This window comes from Brevundimonas sp. (assembly GCF_029945885.1).
Classification (GTDB): domain Bacteria; phylum Pseudomonadota; class Alphaproteobacteria; order Caulobacterales; family Caulobacteraceae; genus Brevundimonas.
On sequence record NZ_JAQSDK010000020.1, the window covers coordinates 1 to 20244 of the forward strand.

Annotated in this window: 24 protein-coding genes; 13 read left to right on the top strand and 11 right to left on the bottom strand. The window is 67.6% G+C overall.

The features are described 5' to 3' along the window. Window positions 1-207 precede the first annotated feature (207 nt). The 3 genes from PSV00_RS09455 to PSV00_RS09465 all read left to right on the top strand — a co-directional run bounded on the left by PSV00_RS09455 (window position 208) and on the right by PSV00_RS09465 (window position 3768). Window positions 208-513, top strand: coding sequence for an SCP2 sterol-binding domain-containing protein (locus tag PSV00_RS09455; protein WP_300446429.1), 306 nt, complete (start codon window positions 208-210; stop codon window positions 511-513). Between the two features lie 108 nt (window positions 514-621). Continuing rightward, window positions 622-1830, top strand: a complete 1209-nt coding sequence (locus PSV00_RS09460) for an acyl-CoA dehydrogenase family protein (RefSeq protein ID WP_300446430.1) — start codon at window positions 622-624, stop codon at window positions 1828-1830. A gap of 60 nt (window positions 1831-1890) precedes the next feature. Beyond that, window positions 1891-3768 carry an ABC transporter ATP-binding protein/permease gene (locus PSV00_RS09465; protein WP_300446476.1) on the top strand — a complete coding sequence of 626 codons (1878 nt, stop codon included), beginning with the start codon at window positions 1891-1893 and terminating at the stop codon, window positions 3766-3768. On the opposite strand, the gene PSV00_RS09470 is transcribed toward PSV00_RS09465, so the two are convergent. From PSV00_RS09470 to PSV00_RS09485, 4 genes are all read right to left on the bottom strand, one after another. Next, on the bottom strand, window positions 3765-4244 hold the full coding sequence (locus PSV00_RS09470) for a chemotaxis protein CheE (protein ID WP_300446432.1): 480 nt from the start codon (window positions 4242-4244) through the stop codon (window positions 3765-3767). The genes PSV00_RS09465 and PSV00_RS09470 overlap by 4 nt on opposite strands. Continuing rightward, window positions 4241-4825, bottom strand: coding sequence for a response regulator (locus tag PSV00_RS09475; protein WP_300446434.1), 585 nt, complete (start codon window positions 4823-4825; stop codon window positions 4241-4243). The genes PSV00_RS09470 and PSV00_RS09475 overlap by 4 nt, the downstream gene beginning before the upstream one ends. Window positions 4826-4908: 83 nt before the next feature. After that, window positions 4909-5859: an acetyl-CoA carboxylase carboxyltransferase subunit alpha gene (locus PSV00_RS09480; protein ID WP_300446437.1), complete on the bottom strand. Its 951-nt coding sequence runs from the start codon at window positions 5857-5859 to the stop codon at window positions 4909-4911. Between the two features lie 88 nt (window positions 5860-5947). Beyond that, window positions 5948-6853 (bottom strand): tyrosine recombinase, encoded by a 906-nt coding sequence (locus PSV00_RS09485; protein ID WP_300446439.1) that lies wholly within the window; start codon window positions 6851-6853, stop codon window positions 5948-5950. Window positions 6854-6975: 122 nt separating this feature from the next. On the opposite strand from PSV00_RS09485, the gene PSV00_RS09490 reads away from it, so the two are divergent. Genes PSV00_RS09490 through PSV00_RS09500 form a run of 3 tightly spaced genes read left to right on the top strand, consistent with a single transcriptional unit; the run spans window position 6976 to window position 9235 of the window. Next, window positions 6976-7533 (top strand): shikimate kinase, encoded by a 558-nt coding sequence (locus PSV00_RS09490; protein WP_300446441.1) that lies wholly within the window; start codon window positions 6976-6978, stop codon window positions 7531-7533. After that, the gene (gene aroB, locus PSV00_RS09495) at window positions 7530-8645 is read left to right on the top strand and encodes a 3-dehydroquinate synthase (protein ID WP_300446443.1); all 1116 of its coding nucleotides are present in this window, start codon (window positions 7530-7532) and stop codon (window positions 8643-8645) included. Before PSV00_RS09490 ends, aroB begins: the two co-directional genes overlap by 4 nt. Further along, window positions 8642-9235 (top strand): GNAT family protein, encoded by a 594-nt coding sequence (locus PSV00_RS09500; protein WP_300446445.1) that lies wholly within the window; start codon window positions 8642-8644, stop codon window positions 9233-9235. The genes aroB and PSV00_RS09500 overlap by 4 nt, the downstream gene beginning before the upstream one ends. 6 nt (window positions 9236-9241) lie before the next feature. On the opposite strand, the gene PSV00_RS09505 is transcribed toward PSV00_RS09500, so the two are convergent. After that, window positions 9242-9625, bottom strand: coding sequence for an MliC family protein (locus tag PSV00_RS09505; RefSeq protein ID WP_300446447.1), 384 nt, complete (start codon window positions 9623-9625; stop codon window positions 9242-9244). 91 nt (window positions 9626-9716) lie between these two features. Beyond that, window positions 9717-10178, bottom strand: a complete 462-nt coding sequence (tadA, locus tag PSV00_RS09510) for a tRNA adenosine(34) deaminase TadA (RefSeq protein WP_300446449.1) — start codon at window positions 10176-10178, stop codon at window positions 9717-9719. A gap of 12 nt (window positions 10179-10190) precedes the next feature. Between tadA and PSV00_RS09515 the strand changes: the two genes are divergently transcribed. Beyond that, window positions 10191-11729 (top strand): pseudouridine synthase, encoded by a 1539-nt coding sequence (locus PSV00_RS09515; RefSeq protein WP_300446451.1) that lies wholly within the window; start codon window positions 10191-10193, stop codon window positions 11727-11729. A gap of 3 nt (window positions 11730-11732) precedes the next feature. Here the strand turns inward: PSV00_RS09515 and PSV00_RS09520 are convergent, their stop codons facing one another. Then, window positions 11733-12386: a CDP-alcohol phosphatidyltransferase family protein gene (locus tag PSV00_RS09520; RefSeq protein ID WP_300446453.1), complete on the bottom strand. Its 654-nt coding sequence runs from the start codon at window positions 12384-12386 to the stop codon at window positions 11733-11735. After that, entirely contained in the window at window positions 12383-12742 is a 360-nt protein-coding gene (locus tag PSV00_RS09525; protein ID WP_300446455.1) for a hypothetical protein, read from the bottom strand. Before PSV00_RS09525 ends, PSV00_RS09520 begins: the two co-directional genes overlap by 4 nt. A 68-nt stretch (window positions 12743-12810) precedes the next feature. Here PSV00_RS09525 and PSV00_RS09530 point away from each other — a divergent pair, with 68 nt between their 5' ends. From PSV00_RS09530 to rsmD, 3 genes are read left to right on the top strand one after another with little or no spacing between them, the layout of a single operon-like run. Then, the gene (locus tag PSV00_RS09530) at window positions 12811-13776 is read left to right on the top strand and encodes a phosphatidate cytidylyltransferase (protein WP_300446457.1); all 966 of its coding nucleotides are present in this window, start codon (window positions 12811-12813) and stop codon (window positions 13774-13776) included. Continuing rightward, on the top strand, window positions 13757-14431 hold the full coding sequence (locus tag PSV00_RS09535) for a lysophospholipid acyltransferase family protein (RefSeq protein ID WP_300446459.1): 675 nt from the start codon (window positions 13757-13759) through the stop codon (window positions 14429-14431). The genes PSV00_RS09530 and PSV00_RS09535 overlap by 20 nt, the downstream gene beginning before the upstream one ends. Window positions 14432-14473: 42 nt before the next feature. After that, the gene (gene rsmD / locus PSV00_RS09540) at window positions 14474-15037 is read left to right on the top strand and encodes a 16S rRNA (guanine(966)-N(2))-methyltransferase RsmD (protein WP_300446461.1); all 564 of its coding nucleotides are present in this window, start codon (window positions 14474-14476) and stop codon (window positions 15035-15037) included. Here the strand turns inward: rsmD and PSV00_RS09545 are convergent. Next, on the bottom strand, window positions 15024-15608 hold the full coding sequence (locus PSV00_RS09545; protein ID WP_300446463.1) for a hypothetical protein: 585 nt from the start codon (window positions 15606-15608) through the stop codon (window positions 15024-15026). The genes rsmD and PSV00_RS09545 overlap by 14 nt on opposite strands. Then, window positions 15605-16108, bottom strand: coding sequence for a sigma-70 family RNA polymerase sigma factor (locus PSV00_RS09550; RefSeq protein ID WP_300446465.1), 504 nt, complete (start codon window positions 16106-16108; stop codon window positions 15605-15607). Before PSV00_RS09550 ends, PSV00_RS09545 begins: the two co-directional genes overlap by 4 nt. A 101-nt stretch (window positions 16109-16209) precedes the next feature. On the opposite strand from PSV00_RS09550, the gene PSV00_RS09555 reads away from it, so the two are divergent. The 3 genes from PSV00_RS09555 (at window position 16210) to PSV00_RS09565 (ending at window position 17668) form a co-directional block, all read left to right on the top strand. Beyond that, window positions 16210-16515 carry a hypothetical protein gene (locus tag PSV00_RS09555; RefSeq protein WP_300446468.1) on the top strand — a complete coding sequence of 102 codons (306 nt, stop codon included), beginning with the start codon at window positions 16210-16212 and terminating at the stop codon, window positions 16513-16515. Window positions 16516-16562: 47 nt separating this feature from the next. Then, window positions 16563-17357, top strand: coding sequence for a MerR family transcriptional regulator (locus PSV00_RS09560; RefSeq protein WP_300446470.1), 795 nt, complete (start codon window positions 16563-16565; stop codon window positions 17355-17357). A 131-nt stretch (window positions 17358-17488) separates the two neighbouring features. Then, entirely contained in the window at window positions 17489-17668 is a 180-nt protein-coding gene (locus PSV00_RS09565) for a hypothetical protein (protein ID WP_300446472.1), read from the top strand. Window positions 17669-17671: 3 nt separating this feature from the next. Here PSV00_RS09565 and mutL read toward each other — a convergent pair whose 3' ends face one another. Beyond that, the gene (gene mutL / locus PSV00_RS09570; protein WP_300446474.1) at window positions 17672-19549 is read right to left on the bottom strand and encodes a DNA mismatch repair endonuclease MutL; all 1878 of its coding nucleotides are present in this window, start codon (window positions 19547-19549) and stop codon (window positions 17672-17674) included. Window positions 19550-20244: the final 695 nt, after the last annotated feature.

The following is a 20244-nucleotide window of genomic DNA, read 5'->3' on the forward strand; positions in this document are numbered from 1 at the left end:
AGTCATACGGTCTCCGGGCGGACGCCCGGCGCTCCGCCCACGCCCCCATCACCGCCGCCGGACCGGCGCGCGGACGATCCGCCATGCCCGGCGTCCGGACCCGGCCACCGGATTCGCGACGGACCGGCCCCAACTTGACCCGGCGTGATCTTGGCACCGGGGCAGGAGCGGTCTAGGTCTGGAGTTCAATCCTCAGGAGAACAATCCATGGCCGATCTGGCTCAGGTTACCGAACACATCCGCGGCGCTGTCGGCGACGATTCCGGTCTGGGCAAGACCGTCAAGATCGACCTCGGCGACGTCGGCAAGATCTACATCGACGGTGCGTCCAGCCCGAACACCGTGACCAATGAGGACAAGCCCGCCGACGCTACCGTCTCGATCACCTGGGACGACTTCATGGCCCTGTCGGACGGCAAGCTGGACCCGATGATGGCCTTCATGCAGGGCAAGCTGAAGATTGCCGGTGACATGATGATCGCCCAGCGTCTCGCGCCGCTGCTGAAGCGCTGATTTCGACCCGCCTCCCGCCCCGGGAGGCGATCAACCGCCACAGGCGGTGAGGGCCGGGCCCCGGCGTTGCCGGGGCCGCGGTCGTCGTCGTCCGGAAGGATGAATGCCATGGACTTCAAGCCCAGCGACCGCGCGCAACACTGGCAGGAGCGGGTCCGCCGCTTCCAGGAGGACCGGGTGCTGCCGCGCCAGGCCGAGTACAGGGCCCAGGTGCGTGAAGACGCCAGCCGCCAGCCGCCGGTGATGGAAGAACTGAAGGCCGAGGCGAAGGCCGCCGGCCTGTGGAACATGTTCCTGCCGGGTGAACACGGCGCCGGCCTGACCAATCTGGAATATGCGCCCCTGGCCGAGCTGATGGGCCGGGCCCTGTGGTCGGCCGAGGTCTACAACTGCGCCGCGCCGGACACCGGCAATATGGAAGTCCTCCATATGTACGGCAATGCGGCCCAGCAGGACCGCTGGCTCAAGCCGCTGATGGACGGCACGATCCGCTCGGCCTTCCTGATGACCGAGCCCGAGGTCGCCTCGTCGGACGCCACCAATATCCAGACCCGGATCGAGCGCGACGGCGACCACTATGTGATCAACGGCCGCAAATGGTGGTCGACCAACATGGCCCATCCGAACGTGGCCGTATCGATCGTGATGGGCAAGACCGACTCCGAAGCCGCCACCCATGCCCAGCAGTCGCAGATCATCGTCCCGACCGACACGCCCGGCTTCCGGGTCGACCGGATGCTGACGGTGTTCGGCTATGACGAGCTGCCGATCGGCCATGCCGAGGTGGTGCTCGAGAACGTCCGCGTCCCGGTCGGGAATCTGATCGCCGGCGAGGGCCGGGGCTTCGAGATCGCCCAGGGGCGGCTTGGCCCGGGCCGTATCCACCACTGTATGCGCGTGATCGGGGCCGCCGAGGTGGCCCTGGAACTGATGTGCCAGCGTCTGCTGAGCCGCACCGCCTTCCGCAAGAAGCTGGCCGAACATTCGGTCTGGGAACAGCGGATCGGCGAGGCCCGCACCAATATCGAGATGTGCCGGCTGCTGGTGCTCAAGGCCGCCTGGATGATGGATGAGGCCGGGGCCAAGAACGCCAAGTCCGAGATCGCCCAGATCAAGGTCGCGGCCCCGCGCATGGCGCTGAAGATCATCGACGACGCCATCCAGGCCTTCGGCGGTGCCGGAGTCTCCGGCGACACGCCGCTGGCCGAGACCTATGCCATGATCCGCACCCTGCGCATCGCCGACGGTCCGGACGAGGTGCACAACCGCACCATCGCCCGGCTCGAATATGCCAAATACGGCGGTCGCGGCGGCTGACGTCGGCCAGATCGGACCTTCCGGTCGGCAGCGGCGCAGTCCATAGGACGCCGCATGACGATGCATGGTAGCCGCTCCGGACGTCATCGCAGCGACCCCGGGGTCGCGGCAGCGGCCGGAGACTCTGGACTGAAGCCCAAGGGGCCGTCGACGCTTCAGGCGCTGACGGACCTCGTCCGGCTGGTCGGTCGCTCGAACGCGCCGCAGCTAAGGTTGCGGCTGGTCGGGGCCGTGCTGCTGACCCTGGCGGGCAAGGCTTTGGGCGTGCTGGCCCCGCTGGTGCTGGGGGCCGCCGTCAACTCCCTGGCCAGCGGGCAGGGCACGGCTGCCGCCGTCGGCTGGGGCTTCGGCGGCTTCGCCGTCGGCTGGGCCCTGGTCCGGCTGCTGTCCTCGACCGCGCCCCAGCTGGCCGATGTCGTCTTCGCCCCGGTGCGCTCGGCCGCCCAGCGCCGGGCGGCAACCGAAACCTTCGCCCATGCGCTGAGCCTGTCGCTGGACTTCCACCAGACCAAACGCTCGGGCTCCCTGTCGCGAACGATGGAGCGCGGGGCGCGCTCGGTCGATTTCCTGCTGCGTATTCTCGCCTTCAACCTGGTCCCGACCGGGGTCGAACTGGTGCTGGCCGCCGGGGTTCTGGGCGCGCGCTATGACTGGCGGTTCGGAGCCGTGGCCGTGGTGGTCGTCGCCGTCTACACCGCCTCGACCTTCGCCCTGTCGAACTGGCGGCTGGAACACCGCCGCACCATGAACACCGCCGATACCGAGGCCGCCGGGGTCTCGGTCGACGCCCTGCTCAACTATGAAACCGTCAAGTCGTTCGGGGCCGAGGCCCGGTCGGCGGCGGTCTATGACCGGGCCCTGGGCGACTACACCCGGGCCGCCCTGAAGGCCAACAGCTCGCTCGCCCTGCTGAACATGATCCAGGCCGGCATCATGAACCTCGGTCTCGGGGTCATGGCCGTGATGGCCGGGTTCGAGGCCGCCGCCGGGCGCATGGGACCAGGCGACGTGATGGCTGCGGTGCTGATCATGATCTCCCTCTATGCGCCGCTGAACATTCTCGGCTTCGCCTACCGTGAGGTGCGCCAGTCCTTCATCGACATGGAGGAGATGCTGAAGGTTACCCGTCAGACCCCGCAGGTCGCCGACGCCCCCGGCGCTGTCGCGCTGGCGAAGGACACGGCCCGTCGCGGCGGCAGTATCGCCTTCGAGGACGTCGGCTTCCGCCATGACGCCCGGGCCAACGGGCTGGAAGGCGTCAGTTTCAACGCTGCGCCGGGGACCACGACCGCCCTCGTCGGACCGTCTGGTGCCGGCAAGTCGACCATCGTCAAATTGGCGCTGCGCCTGCTGGATCCCCAGGGGGGCCGGGTGCTGATCGACGGCCATGACGTGCGCGATGTCACCCAGGCCTCGCTGCGCACGGCGGTGGCCCTGGTGCCCCAGGACGTGGCCCTGTTCAACGACACCATCCGCGCCAATATCGGCTTTGCCCGCCCCGACGCCGACGAGGCCGCCATCTGGGCCGCCGCCGAGGCGGCCGAACTGACCGCCTTCATCCGCGACCTGCCCGAGGGACTGGACACAAGGGTCGGCGAGCGCGGGCTGAAACTGTCAGGCGGGGAACGTCAACGCGTCGGTATCGCCCGGGCCCTGCTGGCCGATCCCTGCATCCTGATCCTCGACGAGGCCACCAGTGCCCTGGACAGCCGCACCGAAGCGGCGATCCAGAAGACCCTGCGCAAGGTCCGGGCCGGTCGTACGACCCTGGTTGTCGCGCATCGCCTGTCGACCATCGCCGACGCTGACCAGATTCTGGTGCTCAAGGCCGGACGGATCGTTGAACGCGGCGCCCACCATGAACTGGTCGCCCATGTCGGCGGGGAATATGCGGCCCTGTGGCGGAAACAGACCCGCGGCGCGCGGGCCCGGACCTAGGCCTTCGGCGTCGGGACGTTGCGGTCCTGAACCTGCTGCAGGCTGCCGAGGACGGTTCGCCGCGCCGCCTCGGCGTCATCCGGCAGGCGCATCAGCATCTGCATGGCCTGGGCGTGGACGGTGACGATTCGCCAGTCGAACATCTCTCCGGCGGGGGAGGCATCCACCAGGCGGCACAGATTACCCGCCGCCTCGCACAGGGCGTTCAGGCCAAACGGGCTGGCGACATCGATGATCCCGTTACTGGCGCGATAGACCGCGATCAACTGATCAAAATTGTCTTCCAGCGATGTCGGTCGCTCAATGGTCAGAAGGGCGCTGATCATCCCGGCGATGGTTTCCAGGCTGGAGCCCCGGCGCTCCTCGATATTGGTCTGGGCCTGCTGCAGCGCCACGCCGATGCTGATGCCGCCGGGCTTGTCGATCAGTTCCGTCAGGCGCGACTTGCGGCGATTGTGCGTGATGACGGTCGTCATGCGGCGGAGTCTTCGCCCGACGACGGTGCCTCGGCTCTGGAAGCAGCCAGAGCGGCTTTGCGGATCATCATTTCGCGGCGTTCCTCAGCCGGCGGGGAGCCATCGCGGAAACGGCGGTCAGGTCCAAAATAATCGCCGACTTCGAGAAAGGGCCTCTGGTCCCGTGAAACCCAGACGATCCGCTCCAGCAGGGTGATGGCGCTGAAAGGTTTGACGATGACAAAGCTTGCCCCGCAGTCCCGCGCCTCGGCGGCCCGGGAACTGCGCAAATGGGCTGCAGTCATGATGATCGAGGTGAAGGCGTTGGGGTCCAGGCCCGAGCGGCGCAGCCAACGGACCAGTTCAAATCCATCCGTCCCCGGCATCTCGCAGTCCACGAGCAGGAGGTCGACCGGGCTTTCCTTGAGGATACGGACCGCCTCCGCCGCGCTGCGGCAGGCATAGCGGGTTCGAATTCCGAAACCGAGCAGGGCCTGACTGGTCAGGTCCAGAGCGAAGGGCGAGTCGTCGACGACCATGGTCACGGCCCCGGCGAGGTTGATGACCGAGCTTGACCGGAGAGATGAGGCGAGACCACTCATAGAGCGGGAAATCCCTACTGACCCGGCACAGGCGGTCGGGGTACGCAGAAATACGCCGCACGTGTAGCGGGAAGGTTAACGGCTCAGCTTGTCCGGCCGATGGCATAGAACCGGTCGGCGCGTTGGCGACGCAGGGCGACAGCTGACAGGCCGGACAGGCCGCGCAATTCCTCCGCCAGAACGTCCCCGACCGCGGCCACGGCGGCGACAGGATCGGTATGGGCCCCGCCGCAGGGCTCGGTGATCAGGCGGTCGACGATCTTCAGCCCGATCAGGTCGGGGCCGGTGATTTTCATCGCCATCGCGGCGTCTCGTGCCCGGGCTCCGTCGCGCCACAGGATGCCGGCCGCCCCTTCCGGTGAAATCACCGAATAGATTGAATGTTCAAGCATCAGGACCCGACTGGCCCCGGCGATGGCGATGGCCCCACCCGATCCACCTTCACCGGTGATGGTGGCAATGGAGGGGACCCCCAGTGTCAGGCTGCGCTCGGTCGAGCGGGCGATAGCCTCGGCCTGACCGCGCTCCTCGGCCCCGAGACCGGGATAGGCACCGGCGGTATCGACAAAGGTCAGAACGGGAAGGCCGAATTGCTCGGCCATATCCATCAGGCGGACGGCCTTTCGGTATCCTTCGGGACGGGCCATGCCGAAATTGTGCTTCAGGCGGGACTCAGTGTCATTGCCCTTTTCGTGGCCCATGATGACCACCGCCTCGCCACGGAAGCGGGCGAGGCCACCGAGGATGGCCTGGTCGTCCCCGAATTTGCGGTCGCCGCGCAGTTCCACGAAATCCGTAAACAGTCCGTCGATATAGTCGATGAGGTGGGGGCGCTGCGGATGACGGGCGACCTGGGTCTTCATCCACGGATCAAGGTTGGCGTAGATCTTGGTCCGGAGCTGCTCCGCCTTGCGACGAAGACCGTCGATCTCGGTCTCGAATGAACCCGACGTCGCGGACAGCAGGCTCAATTCCTCGATCTTGGCCTCCAGATCGGCAATCGGTTTTTCGAATTCGAGGTAGTGGGTGGCCATGAAGGCGTCCGGTTCGGCAGGCGCGACAGGTGCGCCACGGGAAGGCGGCGGAACCTAGTGGGGCAAACGCGCGCGAGCAAGTGAGGCGTCAGTCTTCCCGGGCAAGGGGGTGGTTGTTTTGGACGGCCCGGCTGAGCCGGTCGACCGTGACATGGGTGTAGATTTGTGTGGTGGCAATGTCTGCATGGCCCAGCAAGGTCTGAACCACCCTCAGGTCAGCCCCGCCTTCGAGCAGGTGGGTGGCAAACGCGTGTCGCAACACATGCGGACTGACCCGGGCCGGGTCGATCCCGGCAGCGACGGCAGCCTGATCCAGCAACTGGGCGAACCGCCGCGGTGTCAGGTGGCCGCTGCCACCACGCGATGGAAACAGCCATACACTGTCGGGCGTGCCGGGTTTGCGGCCTGCATCACGCACCGCCAGCCAGAGCCGGACCGCCTCGCGGGCGGCGGCGTTCAGCGGAGCCAGCCGTTCCTTGCCGCCTTTTCCGCGAATGATCAGGCAGGCCGGGTCACGGCGCGCCGATTCGACCTTGAGGTTCAGCAGTTCCGAGACCCGCATTCCCGAGGCGTAGGCCAGTTCGACAAGGGCAACCATTCGCATACCGGCTGCCCCGTCCCGCATGGAGGCGGCGGCCAGCAGGCGACCGATTTCATCGATCGACAGGGTGCGGGGCAGGGACCGGCCCTGTTTTGGGGCATCGAGCCGCCGCGACGGATCGTCGGCCCGCCAGCCTTCTGCGAGGGCGAAGCGGTAGAATTGACGGATGGATGAGCGACGGCGCGCGGCGGTGGCCGGCGATAGTCCGCGCGCCGCCAGACCCGCAAACCAGGATTCGATCGCCGGCGCATCGGCCGCCATCAGTCCCCCCCCACCGGACAGGCTGGCCTCGGCGTCGGCCAGGTCGCGGCCATAGGCGGAAAGCGTATGCGGCGAGGCATCGCGTTCGACCGCCATCATCTCGAGAAAGGCTTCGACCTGTGGGGTAGTCATCGAAACCTGCCGTTCAGGGTGCTGCGCTCCCTTGCAGGGCTACATCTTGATGTAGAGGGTGGTGCCATCATGTGTGCCTGCTTCCCTCTTCCTGACCAACCTGCGCCTGCGGACCTCTCCGCATGAGCGAAGCCGAGCCGATTCCCCAATCACAGCGGACTATAGCGCTGGTGGGACTTATGGGGGTGGGGAAATCCACCGTCGGTCGTCGACTCGCGCGGCGGCTGCACCTGCCGTTCGCCGACGGGGACGTCGAGATAGAGGCGGCCGCCGGAATGACGGTGTCTGAAATCTTCGCCCGTTTGGGCGAGCCGGAATTCCGGGCCGGGGAGGCGCGTGTCATGCGCCGTTTGCTCGAGGGAGAGCGACGGGTGCTGGCGACCGGTGGCGGTGCGATCCTGAACCCGGAGACCCGGGCGCTGATGAAGCGCCGCGCGACGACGGTCTGGATGCGGGCCGACCTCGATGTGGTGGCGCAGCGGGTGCTGCGACGCGATACCCGGCCCTTGTTGCGCGGCCGCGATCCGCTTGAGGCGCTCAAGGCGCTCGCGGAGGTCCGCTACCCGATCTATGCCACAGCCGACGTGACCGTGGACGTCGCCGGCGGGGCCCATGCCGACGCCGTCGAGGCGATCGTCAGCACACTCGAGGCCTTCTGGGCCCAGGATCAAACCTCATGAGCACGATCCTTACCGTGTCCGGCTCCGGCTTTCTTCCCTATGAGGTCGAGGTCGGCCGTGGGTTGCTGGCCGAGCTCGGCGCGCAGGTCGCATCCCTGACCCGGGGGCGGGTCGTCGTGATCAGCGACGAGACGGTAGCGGCCCTGCACGGCCCTACCGTCCTGGCTTCGCTGGACGTCGCCGGGCTCCGGACCCGGATTTTGACGATACCGCCCGGCGAGGCGTCAAAATCCTTCGCCGAGTTGGAACGCGTGATCGATCGGCTGCTGGCCTATGAGCTGGACCGCAAGGACCTTGTCGTCGCCCTCGGCGGTGGCGTCGTCGGTGATCTCGCCGGATTGGCAGCCGCGCTCTATATGCGAGGCATCGATTTCATCCAGGTCCCGACCACCTTGCTCGCCCAGGTCGATTCATCGGTCGGTGGCAAGACAGCGATCGATACGCCACGCGGCAAGAATCTGGTGGGAGCCTTCCATCAACCACGTCGGGTGACCGCCGACATCGATGTCCTGGCCACCCTGCCTGCCCGGCAGTTGCGGTCCGGCTGGGCCGAGGTGCTCAAACATGGACTGGTTTGCGATGCGCCTTTCTTCAGCTGGCTGGCCGGTGAGGGCGCATCGGGCGCGACCGGCGATCCTGCGGCGCTGGAACGGGCTGTAATCCGGTCCGTGGAGATCAAGAGCACCATCGTCGGTGAAGATGAGCGCGAGGCGGGACGGCGCGCCCTGCTGAACCTCGGCCACACCTTCGGTCATGCGCTTGAGGCCGAACTGGGTTTTGACGAGACCGTTCTGACCCACGGCGAGGCGGTGGCCCTCGGGTGCGCGATGGCCTTCCGGTATTCGGCGGAACTGAACCAGTGCGCGGCTGCTGAGGTTGATCTGGCCGTTGCAGGACTGGCGGCTGCGGGCCTGCCTGTCCGACTGTCCGAAATTGCCGGCGGCGAAAAGGTCGCGGCTGAGGCTCTGGTTCGACGGATGGCCGGAGACAAGAAGGCCGAGGGCGGGCGGCTGACCCTGATCCTGGCGCGCGGGATCGGTCAGGCCTTCGTTGAACGGGACGTGGATGCCGGTCGATTGACGGAATACCTACGGACCGAAGGCGCACGATGAACCTCGCGGCGCGGATACTCGAGAACGAATTTGTTCGGATGGAGCCGTTCGATCCCTCCCTGAAAGACGAGGTTCAGACGGCGCTGGACTGCGATCCAGCGGCCTGGGACGGGATGGTGGCCGCCGCCTATGGAACGCATTTCGACGCCTGGTGGACGTCGGCAATGGCGGCCATGGCGTCCGGTTCGAGAATCCCGTGGGCCGTGCGCCGCAAGAGCGACGGGGGGTTGGTCGGCACGACCAGCCTATACGAAATTCGTCAGGAGCACCGGCGCTGCGAGATCGGTTCGACCTTCTACCAGCCCGGAGCTCGCGGCGGCCCGGTCAATCCGGCGTGCAAGCGCCTGCTGCTTGATCATGCCTTTTCTGCCGGGGCGGTAAGGGTCGAGATCATAACCGACGCCCTGAACCCGGTCAGCCAGGCGGCGATCCGCAAGCTCGGGGCGCGGGACGAAGGCATTCTGGCCCGTCACAAGATCACCTGGACCGGCCGCATAAGGGATACCGCACAGTTCGCCGTCGTCGACGTCGACTGGCCAAAGGTGCGAAGCAAGCTGGATGACCGGCTGGCGGGCTTTCTCGAGCCCTGACGGCGATCAGTCGATGGCGCGGCAGTTCGTCGGGGCCTGCCCGTTTGCGGTCCAGCGCGCCGTGGTCCCCTTGCCGCGCAGTTCCGAGCCGCTGGCCCGATACCAGATGCCGTCAGCGGCTCTTTCCTGGTGCAGGTCCACCGCTTCGCCCATCGAGTTTCTGACAGTGGCCATCATGCGGGGATTGTCGAAATCGACCGACAGACGGTCCCCGTTCTCACACAGGTAGAGCGCCCGAACCACGCGGTTCAGGGCGCGGTCCTGAAGCTCGGCACCCGTCGGGCGCTGTGGGGTCTGGACGTCACGGGCACGGGCCTGGATCGCCTCACCGTCGACCGGCGCGGCACGAGACGGTTGATCGCATGCCGACAAGGCTGCAGCGGCCAGCATGAGGGCCGTAAGGCCGAACAGGGAACGGGAACGGATGGGAAATATCCTCTTCGTTATCAGGTTCAGTACAGGGGCCCAGGGAACCGAGGTGCTAACGTTCGGCGACAACCGCCGTTCCGGCCCGACGACTGCGGAAAAAATCACGCAACAGTCCCGCACCTTCAGCGGCCAGTACACCGCCCTGGACGCGGGGCCGCCAGTGGCAGGTCGGTTGGTCGAAGACGCGGGCTCCGTGAATCACCGCACCGCCCTTGGGATCATCGGCTCCCCAGACCACCCGGCCGATTCGGGCGTGACTGATTGCACCCGCGCACATGGTGCAGGGCTCAAGCGTCACATAAAGTGTCAGGCCGGTAAGGCGGTAGTTGCCGAGCGTTCCGGCGGCGGCGCGCAGGGCGACGATTTCAGCGTGGGCCGTGGGATCATGGGCTCCGATCGGGCCGTTGCCCCCCCGGGCAATCACGGTTCCGGAGGCCTCATCAACCACGACGGCTCCCACGGGCACCTCTCCGGTGTCCGCTGCCGCTTGCGCAAGGTCGAGTGCCATGCGCATGAACCGCTCATCATGGTCCGCCATCCCGAAGACAACGACAAGAAGCCTCGCCCCCGTCAAGATGACCGGGCGCGTAAACCCAATTCCGACCCCGCTACCAGCGGTCCACGGTACTCGGTCGCAAGGCCGAGGATCGTCGACGAGCGGCCGGAACGGCCCGGCGGCAAGGGCGCGTTCGCCAAGGACGGACCTCGCAAGGACGGTCCGCCGCGCAAGGACGGTCCCCGCAAGGACAGCAAGGATGCCAAGACACCGGCCGAGCCCAAGCGGGCCGAACGGATCGCCAAGGCCATGGCCCGGGCCGGCATCGCTTCACGCCGCGAGGTCGAACGGCTGATCGGTCTGGGCAAGGTGGCCCTGAACGGCAAGATTCTGGCGACCCCGGCTGTGCTGGTGACGCGTGACGACGTCATCACCGTCGACGGCAAGACCATCGGTTCGGCCCAGGCGACACGAGTGTGGCGTTATCACAAGCCAGCCGGACTGGTGACCTCGCACAAGGATCCGGCTGGCCGGCCGACCGTGTTCGATGCCCTGCCGGGCGGCCTGCCGCGCGTGATTTCCGTCGGACGACTCGATCTGAACACCGAAGGCTTGCTGCTGCTGACCAACGACGGTGAGCTGAGCCGGGCCCTGGAGTTGCCGACCTCCGCTCTGGTGCGTCAGTACCGGGCCCGGGCACGCGGTCGCGTGACCCAGGAGGTTCTGGACAAGCTGCAGGAAGGCGTGACGGTCGAAGGTGTGCGCTACGGACCGATCGACGCCAAGCTCGAGAAGGCCAAGGCGTTGGGCGAGGGTGAGCGCGCCGGGGCCAATCTGTGGATCAGCGTCTCGATTACCGAAGGCAAGAATCGCGAAGTCCGCAAGGTGCTGGAGTCACTGGGCCTGACCGTGAACCGGTTGATCCGTCTCGCCTATGGCCCGTTCCAGCTCGGCACATTGCCGATTGGGGCGGTCGAGGAGGTCGGGCCGCGGGTCATCCGCGAAATGCTGTCTGACCATATCCGCCCCGATAGTTTGCCGCAGGGTAATACCGTCTCGACCCCGACGCCGGTGCCGGGGCGTCGCAGCAATGCGCCGATCGTCAAGGGCAACTCCGGGTCGGCCATCTCCGACCCGTCGCGCAAGCCCAGTCGCATTCGCGCCGCCCAGGACGCCGCGGCTGACGGCAGCGCCCGGGCCGAGACCGGCAAGCGTCCGCCCAAAAAGGAAGGCTGGGCCAAGGCCGCGCCCCGGACCGCCGCGCCGCGCAAGACGTGGAAACCGCGCGAGGGCAGCGACGAGGACAAGCCCAAACATTTCTTCAAGGCCGGAGCGCCCGCCTCGACCCCGGAGGGCGAACGTCCCAAGCGTGTATTCAAACCACGCGAGGACCAGATGATCGGTCCGAAGGGAACGTCGCGCGGACCGGGTGATCGCCCGACCCGCAGCTTCGCCATCCGGGACGGTACCGGGCCGCGTGGTGGCGATGGACCCAAGCGGGACTTCAAGCCGCGCACCGGGCCGCGTCCGACCGGCGCAAAACCGACCGGGCCACGCAAGCCGCGCTGATCGTCAGGCTGCGCGGAGGCGGCCCGCCAACCGCAGTGTGCGTCGGACGACCGTAACGATGGTCAGTCCGACGATCATCGCAAGCGTCAGCATCAGGATGGCTGAATCGGCGTGCCAGTGCGTGCCGACGGCTGCCAGAACACAGCCTGCCGTCAGCGCCGCCATGCGGTGGGGCTTGGCCCCCGGTCCGGCGAAATCGGCTTCACAGCCAAGGGCCCGGCCGAGTTCGCGGATATAGGCGGTCAGGACGGCGAGGGTTGCAGCCAGCCAGCCGAGCATGGGCCCAATGTCGGGAGCGACATGGCGCAGGGCGTAACCCGCCCCCGCCAGGAACAGGATGTCCGCGATCCGATCGGGCAGCTCATTCCAGACCGGACCGAGGGGGCCGCCGCGGCCGTGTTCGACAGCGACCATTCCGTCGAGCAGATTGGCGAGTAGCCGAAGCTGGATACAGACGCCGGCACTGATCAACAGGACGGCTCTTGGTCCTGCCGGTGCGTCGGCGGAGAGCCAGAATGCTCCGGCCCCGCCAAGGGCGAAGATCATGCTGGAGGCCGAGATGGCGTCGGGCCGAAGTCCGGTCCTGGCCAGGGTGGCGGCAAGGATCGCAGCCCAGCCCGAACCGCGGGTTTTTAGCGGTCTGCGGTTAGCGGTCATCGGGTACGGTCCAGACTGGCGACATAGACGAAGGCATAGAGGGTGGACACGGTCCACGGCACGGCGAGCGTACGCAGAACCTCGGGGGTCCCACCGAGTGTGTGAACCAAAAACAGCAGCGCCCCGATGAGGGTACAACTGACGAGGGGCGGGATGAGGCGGGCGAACTGGCCTGTGAGCCGTTCATGGCCGATCTCCAGTCCGCGCTTCATCACCAGGGTGATCAGACCGGACAGGGTGCCCTGGATCGCGAAGGCCAATTGCATCGACCCGGCACCATGGTCCCTGTTGGCGAAGGCGGCCCAGCCGCCCATGGCCAGGACGGCGAATGCCACATGGAGGGGCGTCGATCGCAAGGGATGCGTGTTTCTCATCAACTGCGCCATACTGCCCCCGGTAGAGATTCCCCAGGGCACCCTAGACCATGATTGCAGCGGTAACAGCGACTCTGGCCCAGGTAAGGGCACCGCTGCTGTGGGGCTTCGGGGGGGTCTTCAGCGTAATGCTGATCGCGTCGGCGCTGGTCCTGATCCTTCCGGTGCTGAAGCCCGCAGGCGACTGGCGCGAACTGCGCCTCAGGGTGTGGTCCTGGTGGGTGATGATCGCGCTTCTGGCCGGTGCCCTGGCGCTGGGCTGGGTGGCGGTCACCCTTTTGTTCGCTGCCGTCGCCTTCATCGCCCTGAGGGAGTTCCTGTCGCTGGCACCGCTGAGGCGGGAAGACCGACTGGTCGTCCTGTTCGCCTATCTGTCCATTCCCCTGTCGTTCGGTCTGATCGCCCTGGGCTGGTACGGGGTTTATCTGGTGGCCATACCCGTCTGGTTTTTCCTGGCCACGCCGTTCCTGATGGCCATCGGCGGCCAGACCAAGGCCTATCTGGCGACGGTGGCGACCATCACCTGGGCGGTAATCGTCTGTGTCTTTAACCTCGGGGTCATTCCCCTGCTGATGCGCGCACCGGACGAGAGCGGCACCGCCGGGGCCGCCGGTATGGTCTTCCTTCTGCTGCTGGCAACCGAGGCCAATGATGTTCTGCAGTACTGCTGCGGCAAGCTGTTCGGGCGACACAAGATTATTCCCGCGATCAGCCCGAACAAGACGTGGGAAGGCTTCATCGGCGGCTGGATCCTGACCGCCGCGCTGATTTGGGTCCTGACCCCGGTCTTCACGCCTATGACCGGGTATCCGGTCGTGGTTCTTGCAGTCCTGCTGCCCCTCGCGGGGTTCGCCGGGGACGTGACCATGAGTGCGGTCAAACGCGACCTCGGGGTCAAGGACACGAGCCGGCTGATTCCGGGCCATGGCGGCCTGCTGGACCGAATCGATAGTCTGACCTTTACCGCACCGCTCTTCTTTCACCTGATGGCCTATTATGCGCTCGACAAATACTGAGGACGCGGCCCGACCGTTCAGCCCCGTGCGGATGCTGTTCCTGGCCTTCATCGCGCGGCCCGTCGTGCGATTCATGACCGGTATGGACGTCTGTCATTCCGAGCGACTGCCGAAGGCGGGTCCGGCGATCGTGGTCGCCAATCACAACAGTCACATGGATGCTTTCATGTTGCTGAGCCTGTTTCCCGCGCGCCTGCTGCACAAGGTCCGGCCCGTGGCGGCGGCGGACTATTTTCTGGCCAATCCCGCCATCAGCTGGTTCTCGCGCCGGATCATCGGCATTACGCCGATTTCGCGGAAAGTGGCCCGGGGGGAGGATGTGCTGGCCCCGGCACGGGCCGCCCTGGAGCGGGGCGAAATCATCCTCGTCTTTCCCGAGGGTACGCGCAGCAAGGACGGGGCGCTGGCTCCGTTGAAGGCGGGGGTGGCGCGCCTGGCCGAGGCCTTTCCCGCCGTGCCGGTCATCCCGGTCTGGATCGAGGGAGCCGGACGGGTCCTGCCGAAAGGGGCCACGACCCCGGTGCCGATGAACTGTACCGCCCTCGTTGGCGAGGCCCTGCACTGGAACGGGTCGCGAACCGATTTCATGGAGGGACTGCGTGAGCGGTTGGAAGGTCTGGCCGCCGAGGCACCGCCACAGCGCTGGGCCAATTGAAGCCCGGTTGACGCGAGGGGCGAACCCCGTGATCAAGCGGCCATGAGAATCGTCGCCGGAGCATTGAAGGGGCGCGCCATTGTTGCGCCGGAGGGGCAGGGCACGCGGCCGACGTCCGACCGGGCGCGTCAGGCCCTGTTCAATGTTCTGGAACATGCCGCCTGGGCCGAACCGCTGGAGGGCGCACGGGTGCTGGACCTGTTCGCGGGCTCGGGCGCGCTGGGGTTCGAGGCCATTTCGCGCGGGGCGGCCTTCTGCCTGTTCGTCGAGACCGATGATGCAGCGCGCGGGGCGATCCGCGAGAATGTCGATGCCTTCAGCCTGTTTGGCCAGACCCGCGTGCACCGGCGCAGCGCCACCGATCTGGGTGTGCGACCGGGGTCCGCGGGCGAGCCGTTTGACCTGGTCTTCCTCGACCCGCCCTACGGTCAGGGCCTGGGCGAACAGGCGCTGGCGCGGTTGGTTGAGGAGGACTGGCTGAAGCCCGGAGCCATGGTGGTGTTCGAACGCGGATCCGGCGAGCCCGAGATCGAGACGCCTGGCTATGTGCGGCTGGACGCGCGGGATTACGGCGCGGCGCGGGTGCTGTTCCTCAGGGTTCAATAGCCGGATCATCGCGCAGCGCCTGCAGGGTTGCTGTGTGCGCCGCCATCCGCCGACGGCAACGCCGGGCGTGCGCGATGTAGAATCCGATACAGACCAGCAGGAAGGCCCCCAGCATCAAAAGGGTATTGGGGGTGACTGAACCTGTCGGTGTAAGCGCGGCCAAAACGGTGACGAAGACGAAGGCTGCCAGACTGGTCGCCACACCGGCCCAGGCCCATCGGTAGCCGGTTCGTGCCTGGGCGAGCGCCGATAACAGCACCGCCTCAGGGGTACCGGTCAGCAGCCCAGGATCGCCACGCCGGGACCAAAGGGTGACGGCGAGGGCGAAGCCGACGAAGCCGATGGCGACCAAGGCGATGTTCCACGGAAGGTCGCGGGCGAACATGCCCCAGGTCACGACGGCCAGAACGGCGACGCCGCCGGCGATCTCAGCGGCAAAATTGAGCCGGGCCAGCCGATCGCGGTGCCGCACGGCGCGGATCAGGCCGGGATCCAGCCGGGGCCCGGTCGTCGTGGCGTCGGTCCAGGTCCGGGTCAGGTCGGACCAGTCGTCGTTCGGGGGCGTGGTCATGAGCGATCCTGCGGATTGAGCGCGTCGCGCAGCGCGACCTTGGCTCGGGTCAGGCGGATGGAGACGGTGTTGGCGTTCAACCCCAGCATCGGGGCGATCTCGGCCGGGGTGAAACCCTCAAGGGTCAGAAGGGCCGGCTGGCGCAGGGACAGGGGCAGGGCGCGCACGGCGACCGCAAGCCGGTCCTGCAGATCGAGAGCTTCAAGCGCATCGTGAGGCGTTGGAGCGGCACTGGGCGTCTCTTCGTCCAGGGGCTGGCGGCGCGGTTCAGCGGCTTCGCGGGCCACATGGGTTACCGCGCGGTTGTGGGCCACGCGGGCGATGAAGGCCCGGACGGGGGCCTCGCCGCGATAGCGGGGCATGGCGCGCCAGACCGCCAGCAGGATGTCCTGCTCCAGCTCGTGGCGGCGCTCGCGCCCGGCCTCATAGGCCGAGGCGATCCGGCGCAGCATCGCGCCGTGCTCGTCCAGCAGGGCTTCGAATGACTGGTCACGTCCCAAGCGGGATGAACTCCGGAAAAAATTGTCGGTCGTGATGATAGACTCCGACGAAGGGCGAGACTTTCAGGTCAGGCATCAAAAAAGATGAAGAGGACTGCGACATGACGATCGACGTTAAAACCGCGAAGCCGGGTCTGCTGAAAAAGGGCAAGGGCTTTTTATGGACGCTGGCGGCCTTTCTGGGGGTGGCGGCGGTCTGTGGCTGGGTGGCCCTGGGCATCGGCCTCTGGATGGATGTGGAGCGCACCCCGCGGCTCATTCTGGCGATCGTTGCGGCGGTCGCGACCGAGGCCCTGTTCTGGACCGTGGCCACGGCGCTGGGGGTTTCAGTGCTGGAGGCCCGCAAGCGGATCTGGCGTCGGATCACCGGCCGCGGGGCAGAACCCGCGCCGACCGCCGCCGAGTGAAAAGACCGCTTGACCCTGACGCGGCGTGAGGCCCGATAGGTCTGTCCATGCGGAACGATGCGCGCTTCAGAACCTATACCGTCAGCCAGCTGGCGCGGTTGTCCGGGATCTCGGTCCGGACGCTGCACCACTATGACGACATCGGTCTGCTGAAGCCCGCATCGGTCGGCGACAACGGCTATCGCTATTACGGGCGCGAGGAACTGCTGCGGTTGCAGCAGATTCTGTTCCACCGGGAGTTCGATCTCGCCCTCGGCGACATCCGGGTCCTGCTGGACGCGCCCGGCCTCGACCGGCTGCGGATGCTGCGTGAGCAGCGGGCGCGGATCGCGGAGGAGGCGGACCGGTATCGCCGGCTGGCCCGGACGATCGACCGCACGATCGCCGAACTGGAAGGACGAGACACCGTGATGGACAAGCAACTTTACGAGGGCTTCAGCCCGGAGAAACAGGCCGGATACGAGGCCTGGATCATCGACAGATACGGCGAACAGGCCCGGGCCCGTATCGAGGCCGGACGCGAGGCGATGGCGGCGATGTCGCCGGGCCAGAAACAGGACTGGATGGCCGAGGTGGCCGGAATCGAAGGCGACCTGGCCCGGGCCATGCATGAGGGATTCGCGGCCGACGATGTCGGTCTGGATCCGGTGATGGCCGCCCATCACGCCTGGGTCGGACGGACGTGGAAGGTCCCGCCGACGGCGGCGGCCTATGCCGAACTGGGTGTACTCTACAGGACCAACCCCGAGTTCCGGGCGCGGTATGAGGGCATCCGTCCCGGCCTCGCCGACTGGATGGCCGCAGCGATGAAAAGCTACGGCGCGCGGGCGCTGCAGGGCTGAGTCCGGACCGGCCGGGGTCTCCGGGCCCCGGCCGGTCCTTGCGTCCGGCGTCGGAATCTTACAGAACATCGCTCTTCGGAATTGAGGGGTAATCCATGGCGGCGAGGCGGTTCGGTTTGGGGCCCGTGGTCATGAGCCTGTTGTCGGTCGTCGTCATCGTCCAGTCCGCCGCCCTGGCGTGGCTGTTGCTGGTGTCGCCGGACCGCCATCAGGTCCGGGCCGATCTGGCGCGGGACCCGGTCCCGACCCTCGTCACAATCTGCACCGCCCCCCTGCCCAAGCCGGACGGCAAGGCGGGCTATAAATTCTGAGGCTCAGCGGCGGCCGAACAGTTTCTCGAGGTCGTTGAGCTTCAGCTCGACATAGGTCGGGCGGCCGTGGTTGCACTGGCCGGAGTGGGGGGTGGCCTCCATCTGGCGCAGCAGGGCGTTCATCTCGGGGGCCGAGAGGACGCGACCGGCGCGGACGCTGCCGTGGCAGGCCATGGTGCCGCAGACCTCGCCCAGCCGTTCGGTCAGGGCCAGGGCCGCGCCGTGTTCGGACAGGTCGTCGGCGATGTCGCGGATCAGGCCCTGGACGTCGGTGTCACCCAGCAGGGCCGGGGTCTCGCGCACCAGCACCGCGCCACCGCCGAACGGTTCGACCACCAGACCGAGCGCCGCCAGTTCGTCGGCGCGGGAAAGGACGCGGTCAGCCTCGGCCGGATCCAGCTCGACCACCTCGGGCGTCAGCAGGGCCTGACGGGTCACCGCGCCCTGGGCCATCTGCACCTTCATCTTCTCATAGACGAGGCGTTCGTGGGCGGCGTGCTGGTCGACGACGACGAGGCCGTCGCGGGTCTGGGCCACGATATAGGTGCCGTGCAGCTGGGCCCGGGCGGCGCCGAGGGGGAGGTCGATTTCGGCGGGGGTGTGGGGCGGGTAGGGCGTGGGGTGTGGGGTATCGGGTGTGGGGTGGAAATCGGGTTCGACACGGGCGGAGCGGTCGTTGAGGCCGGGGATGAGCTGGGCGTGGGCGCTGGCGGGGGCGGCCCAGCCCTGCCAGCCGCTGTAGCCCGGGGCGGCGCCGCCGATCCCCACACCCCACACCCCACGCCCGACACCCTCATGGGCGGTGAAGCCGGCCAGGGCGTCGGCGGCGACCGTGGTCGAGGCGCGGTGACCGGCGGCGGCCAGGGCGTGGCGCAGGGCCCCGACGATCAGGCCACGCACCATGGCCGGATCGCGGAAGCGGACCTCGGCCTTGGCCGGATGGACGTTGACGTCGACATAGAGGGGGTCGACCTCGAGGAAGAGGACGGCGGCCGGATGCCGGTCGCGGGCGAGGAAGTCGGCATAGGCCCCGCGCAGGGCGCCCTGCAGCAGCCGGTCGCGTACCGGGCGGCCGTTGACGAACAGATACTGGTGGGCGGCATTGCCGCGACTGTAGGTCGGCAGGCCCGCATAGCCGGTCAGGCGGATACCGTCGCGCGACTGGTCGATCAGCAGGGCATTGGCCTCGAAATCGCGGCCCAGCAGGGCCGCGAGACGTTTCAGCCGGCCCGCGTCGCCGGGGTGTTCGGCGGGCAGGCGCAGGGTGGTCTTGCCGTCGAGGTCGAGGGTGAAGGCCACGGTCTCATGGGCCATGGCCTGGCGTTTGATCTCTTCCGAAATGGCCATGGCCTCGGACCGTTCGGACTTCATGAATTTGAGCCGGGCCGGGGTGGCGTAGAACAGGTCGCGGACCTCGACCCGGGCCCCGTGCGGCCCGGGGAAGCCGGCGGGGGCGACCGGACGCTGGTCGCCGCCCTCGACGGTGATGGCCCAGGCCTCGGCCGGACCGGCCCCGGGCTCGGGTCTTGCGCGGCTGGTGATGGTCAGGCGGGCGACCGAGCCGATCGAGGGCAGGGCCTCGCCGCGGAAGCCGAGGGTGGAGATGCGCAGCAGGTCGACATCGCCGGCGTCGTCGGCCTCGAGCTTGGAGGTGGCGTGACGCTCGACCGCCAGGGCCAGCTGGTCCGGGGCCATGCCGGTACCGTCGTCGGCGATCAGGATCCGGGTCAGGCCGCCGCCGTCGGCCTGGATCTCGATGCGCTGCGCCCCCGCGTCGAGCGCGTTCTCGACCAGTTCCTTGATGGCACTGGCCGGACGTTCGACCACCTCGCCGGCGGCGATGCGGTTGACGGTTTCGGGGGGGAGGCGACGGATGGGCATGGGATTCGCGAGGATAGGCGGTTGTCGGGGGCGGGGCGAGGGGGTGACGGTGTTTCGTCCTTCTCCCCTCGTGGGAGAAGGAAGATGAACAGGCGTCCGCGTCCGCGCGCCGGTCCGGCGGCGGTGATGGGGGCATGGGCGGAGCGCCGGGCGTCCGCCCGGTGTGTTTAAAAAATACCGTTTCGGCGAACGTCAGACGCTCCGCGCGGACGGGCTTCCACATGCGCGGACCGTGGGCCTCGCTGTTGACGAGGGATCCTTCTGCACGCGGCGGGCAGGGATGGCAGCGACCATCTCCTGGACCGGTGCGGGTATCCACCCCGCCCCCTCGGCCGTCCGGCCTTCCACCCGGCTCGACCTCGCATCCCCTCGGCCAGCGACCCCGCAGGGTCCGGCTCCGGGTTGCGCCCGCTCCATCCGCTCCCGCCGCCGCTGCGGATCGCCGGCCGAGCGAGCCCCCGGGCGACGGGACGGGGGTATTATCGGCGCGGTTGGAGGTGGGGCGGGAAGTTTGGGGGAGATAAGCGCAAGGTATAGTTTTTAAACAACTTCCTGCAGCGACCATAGGGGGATTGTTCGCAAACACCTCGCATCCCATCGCTGTCGTCATCCTTCGGCGAGCGCCCGCGCTTGCGGGTGCGAGACCGGAGGACCCAGCGGCGCGCGAGCGTAGCGAGGGCGAAAGGGCCCGCACC

Excerpts from the sequence above, each read along its gene's own strand:
- PSV00_RS09455 (WP_300446429.1), top strand. The coding sequence starts at position 208 with ATGGCCGATCTGGCTCAGGTTACCGAACACATCCGCGGCGCTGTCGGC.
- PSV00_RS09460 (WP_300446430.1), top strand. The coding sequence starts at position 622 with ATGGACTTCAAGCCCAGCGACCGCGCGCAACACTGGCAGGAGCGGGTC.
- PSV00_RS09465 (WP_300446476.1), top strand. The coding sequence starts at position 1,891 with ATGCATGGTAGCCGCTCCGGACGTCATCGCAGCGACCCCGGGGTCGCG.
- PSV00_RS09470 (WP_300446432.1), bottom strand. The coding sequence starts at position 4,244 with ATGACGACCGTCATCACGCACAATCGCCGCAAGTCGCGCCTGACGGAA.
- PSV00_RS09475 (WP_300446434.1), bottom strand. The coding sequence starts at position 4,825 with ATGAGTGGTCTCGCCTCATCTCTCCGGTCAAGCTCGGTCATCAACCTC.
- PSV00_RS09480 (WP_300446437.1), bottom strand. The coding sequence starts at position 5,859 with ATGGCCACCCACTACCTCGAATTCGAAAAACCGATTGCCGATCTGGAG.
- PSV00_RS09485 (WP_300446439.1), bottom strand. The coding sequence starts at position 6,853 with ATGACTACCCCACAGGTCGAAGCCTTTCTCGAGATGATGGCGGTCGAA.
- PSV00_RS09490 (WP_300446441.1), top strand. The coding sequence starts at position 6,976 with ATGAGCGAAGCCGAGCCGATTCCCCAATCACAGCGGACTATAGCGCTG.
- aroB (WP_300446443.1), top strand. The coding sequence starts at position 7,530 with ATGAGCACGATCCTTACCGTGTCCGGCTCCGGCTTTCTTCCCTATGAG.
- PSV00_RS09500 (WP_300446445.1), top strand. The coding sequence starts at position 8,642 with ATGAACCTCGCGGCGCGGATACTCGAGAACGAATTTGTTCGGATGGAG.
- PSV00_RS09505 (WP_300446447.1), bottom strand. The coding sequence starts at position 9,625 with ATGCTGGCCGCTGCAGCCTTGTCGGCATGCGATCAACCGTCTCGTGCC.
- tadA (WP_300446449.1), bottom strand. The coding sequence starts at position 10,178 with ATGCGCATGGCACTCGACCTTGCGCAAGCGGCAGCGGACACCGGAGAG.
- PSV00_RS09515 (WP_300446451.1), top strand. The coding sequence starts at position 10,191 with ATGGTCCGCCATCCCGAAGACAACGACAAGAAGCCTCGCCCCCGTCAA.
- PSV00_RS09520 (WP_300446453.1), bottom strand. The coding sequence starts at position 12,386 with ATGACCGCTAACCGCAGACCGCTAAAAACCCGCGGTTCGGGCTGGGCT.
- PSV00_RS09530 (WP_300446457.1), top strand. The coding sequence starts at position 12,811 with ATGATTGCAGCGGTAACAGCGACTCTGGCCCAGGTAAGGGCACCGCTG.
- PSV00_RS09535 (WP_300446459.1), top strand. The coding sequence starts at position 13,757 with ATGCGCTCGACAAATACTGAGGACGCGGCCCGACCGTTCAGCCCCGTG.
- rsmD (WP_300446461.1), top strand. The coding sequence starts at position 14,474 with ATGAGAATCGTCGCCGGAGCATTGAAGGGGCGCGCCATTGTTGCGCCG.
- PSV00_RS09545 (WP_300446463.1), bottom strand. The coding sequence starts at position 15,608 with ATGACCACGCCCCCGAACGACGACTGGTCCGACCTGACCCGGACCTGG.
- PSV00_RS09555 (WP_300446468.1), top strand. The coding sequence starts at position 16,210 with ATGACGATCGACGTTAAAACCGCGAAGCCGGGTCTGCTGAAAAAGGGC.
- PSV00_RS09560 (WP_300446470.1), top strand. The coding sequence starts at position 16,563 with ATGCGGAACGATGCGCGCTTCAGAACCTATACCGTCAGCCAGCTGGCG.
- PSV00_RS09565 (WP_300446472.1), top strand. The coding sequence starts at position 17,489 with ATGAGCCTGTTGTCGGTCGTCGTCATCGTCCAGTCCGCCGCCCTGGCG.
- mutL (WP_300446474.1), bottom strand. The coding sequence starts at position 19,549 with ATGCCCATCCGTCGCCTCCCCCCCGAAACCGTCAACCGCATCGCCGCC.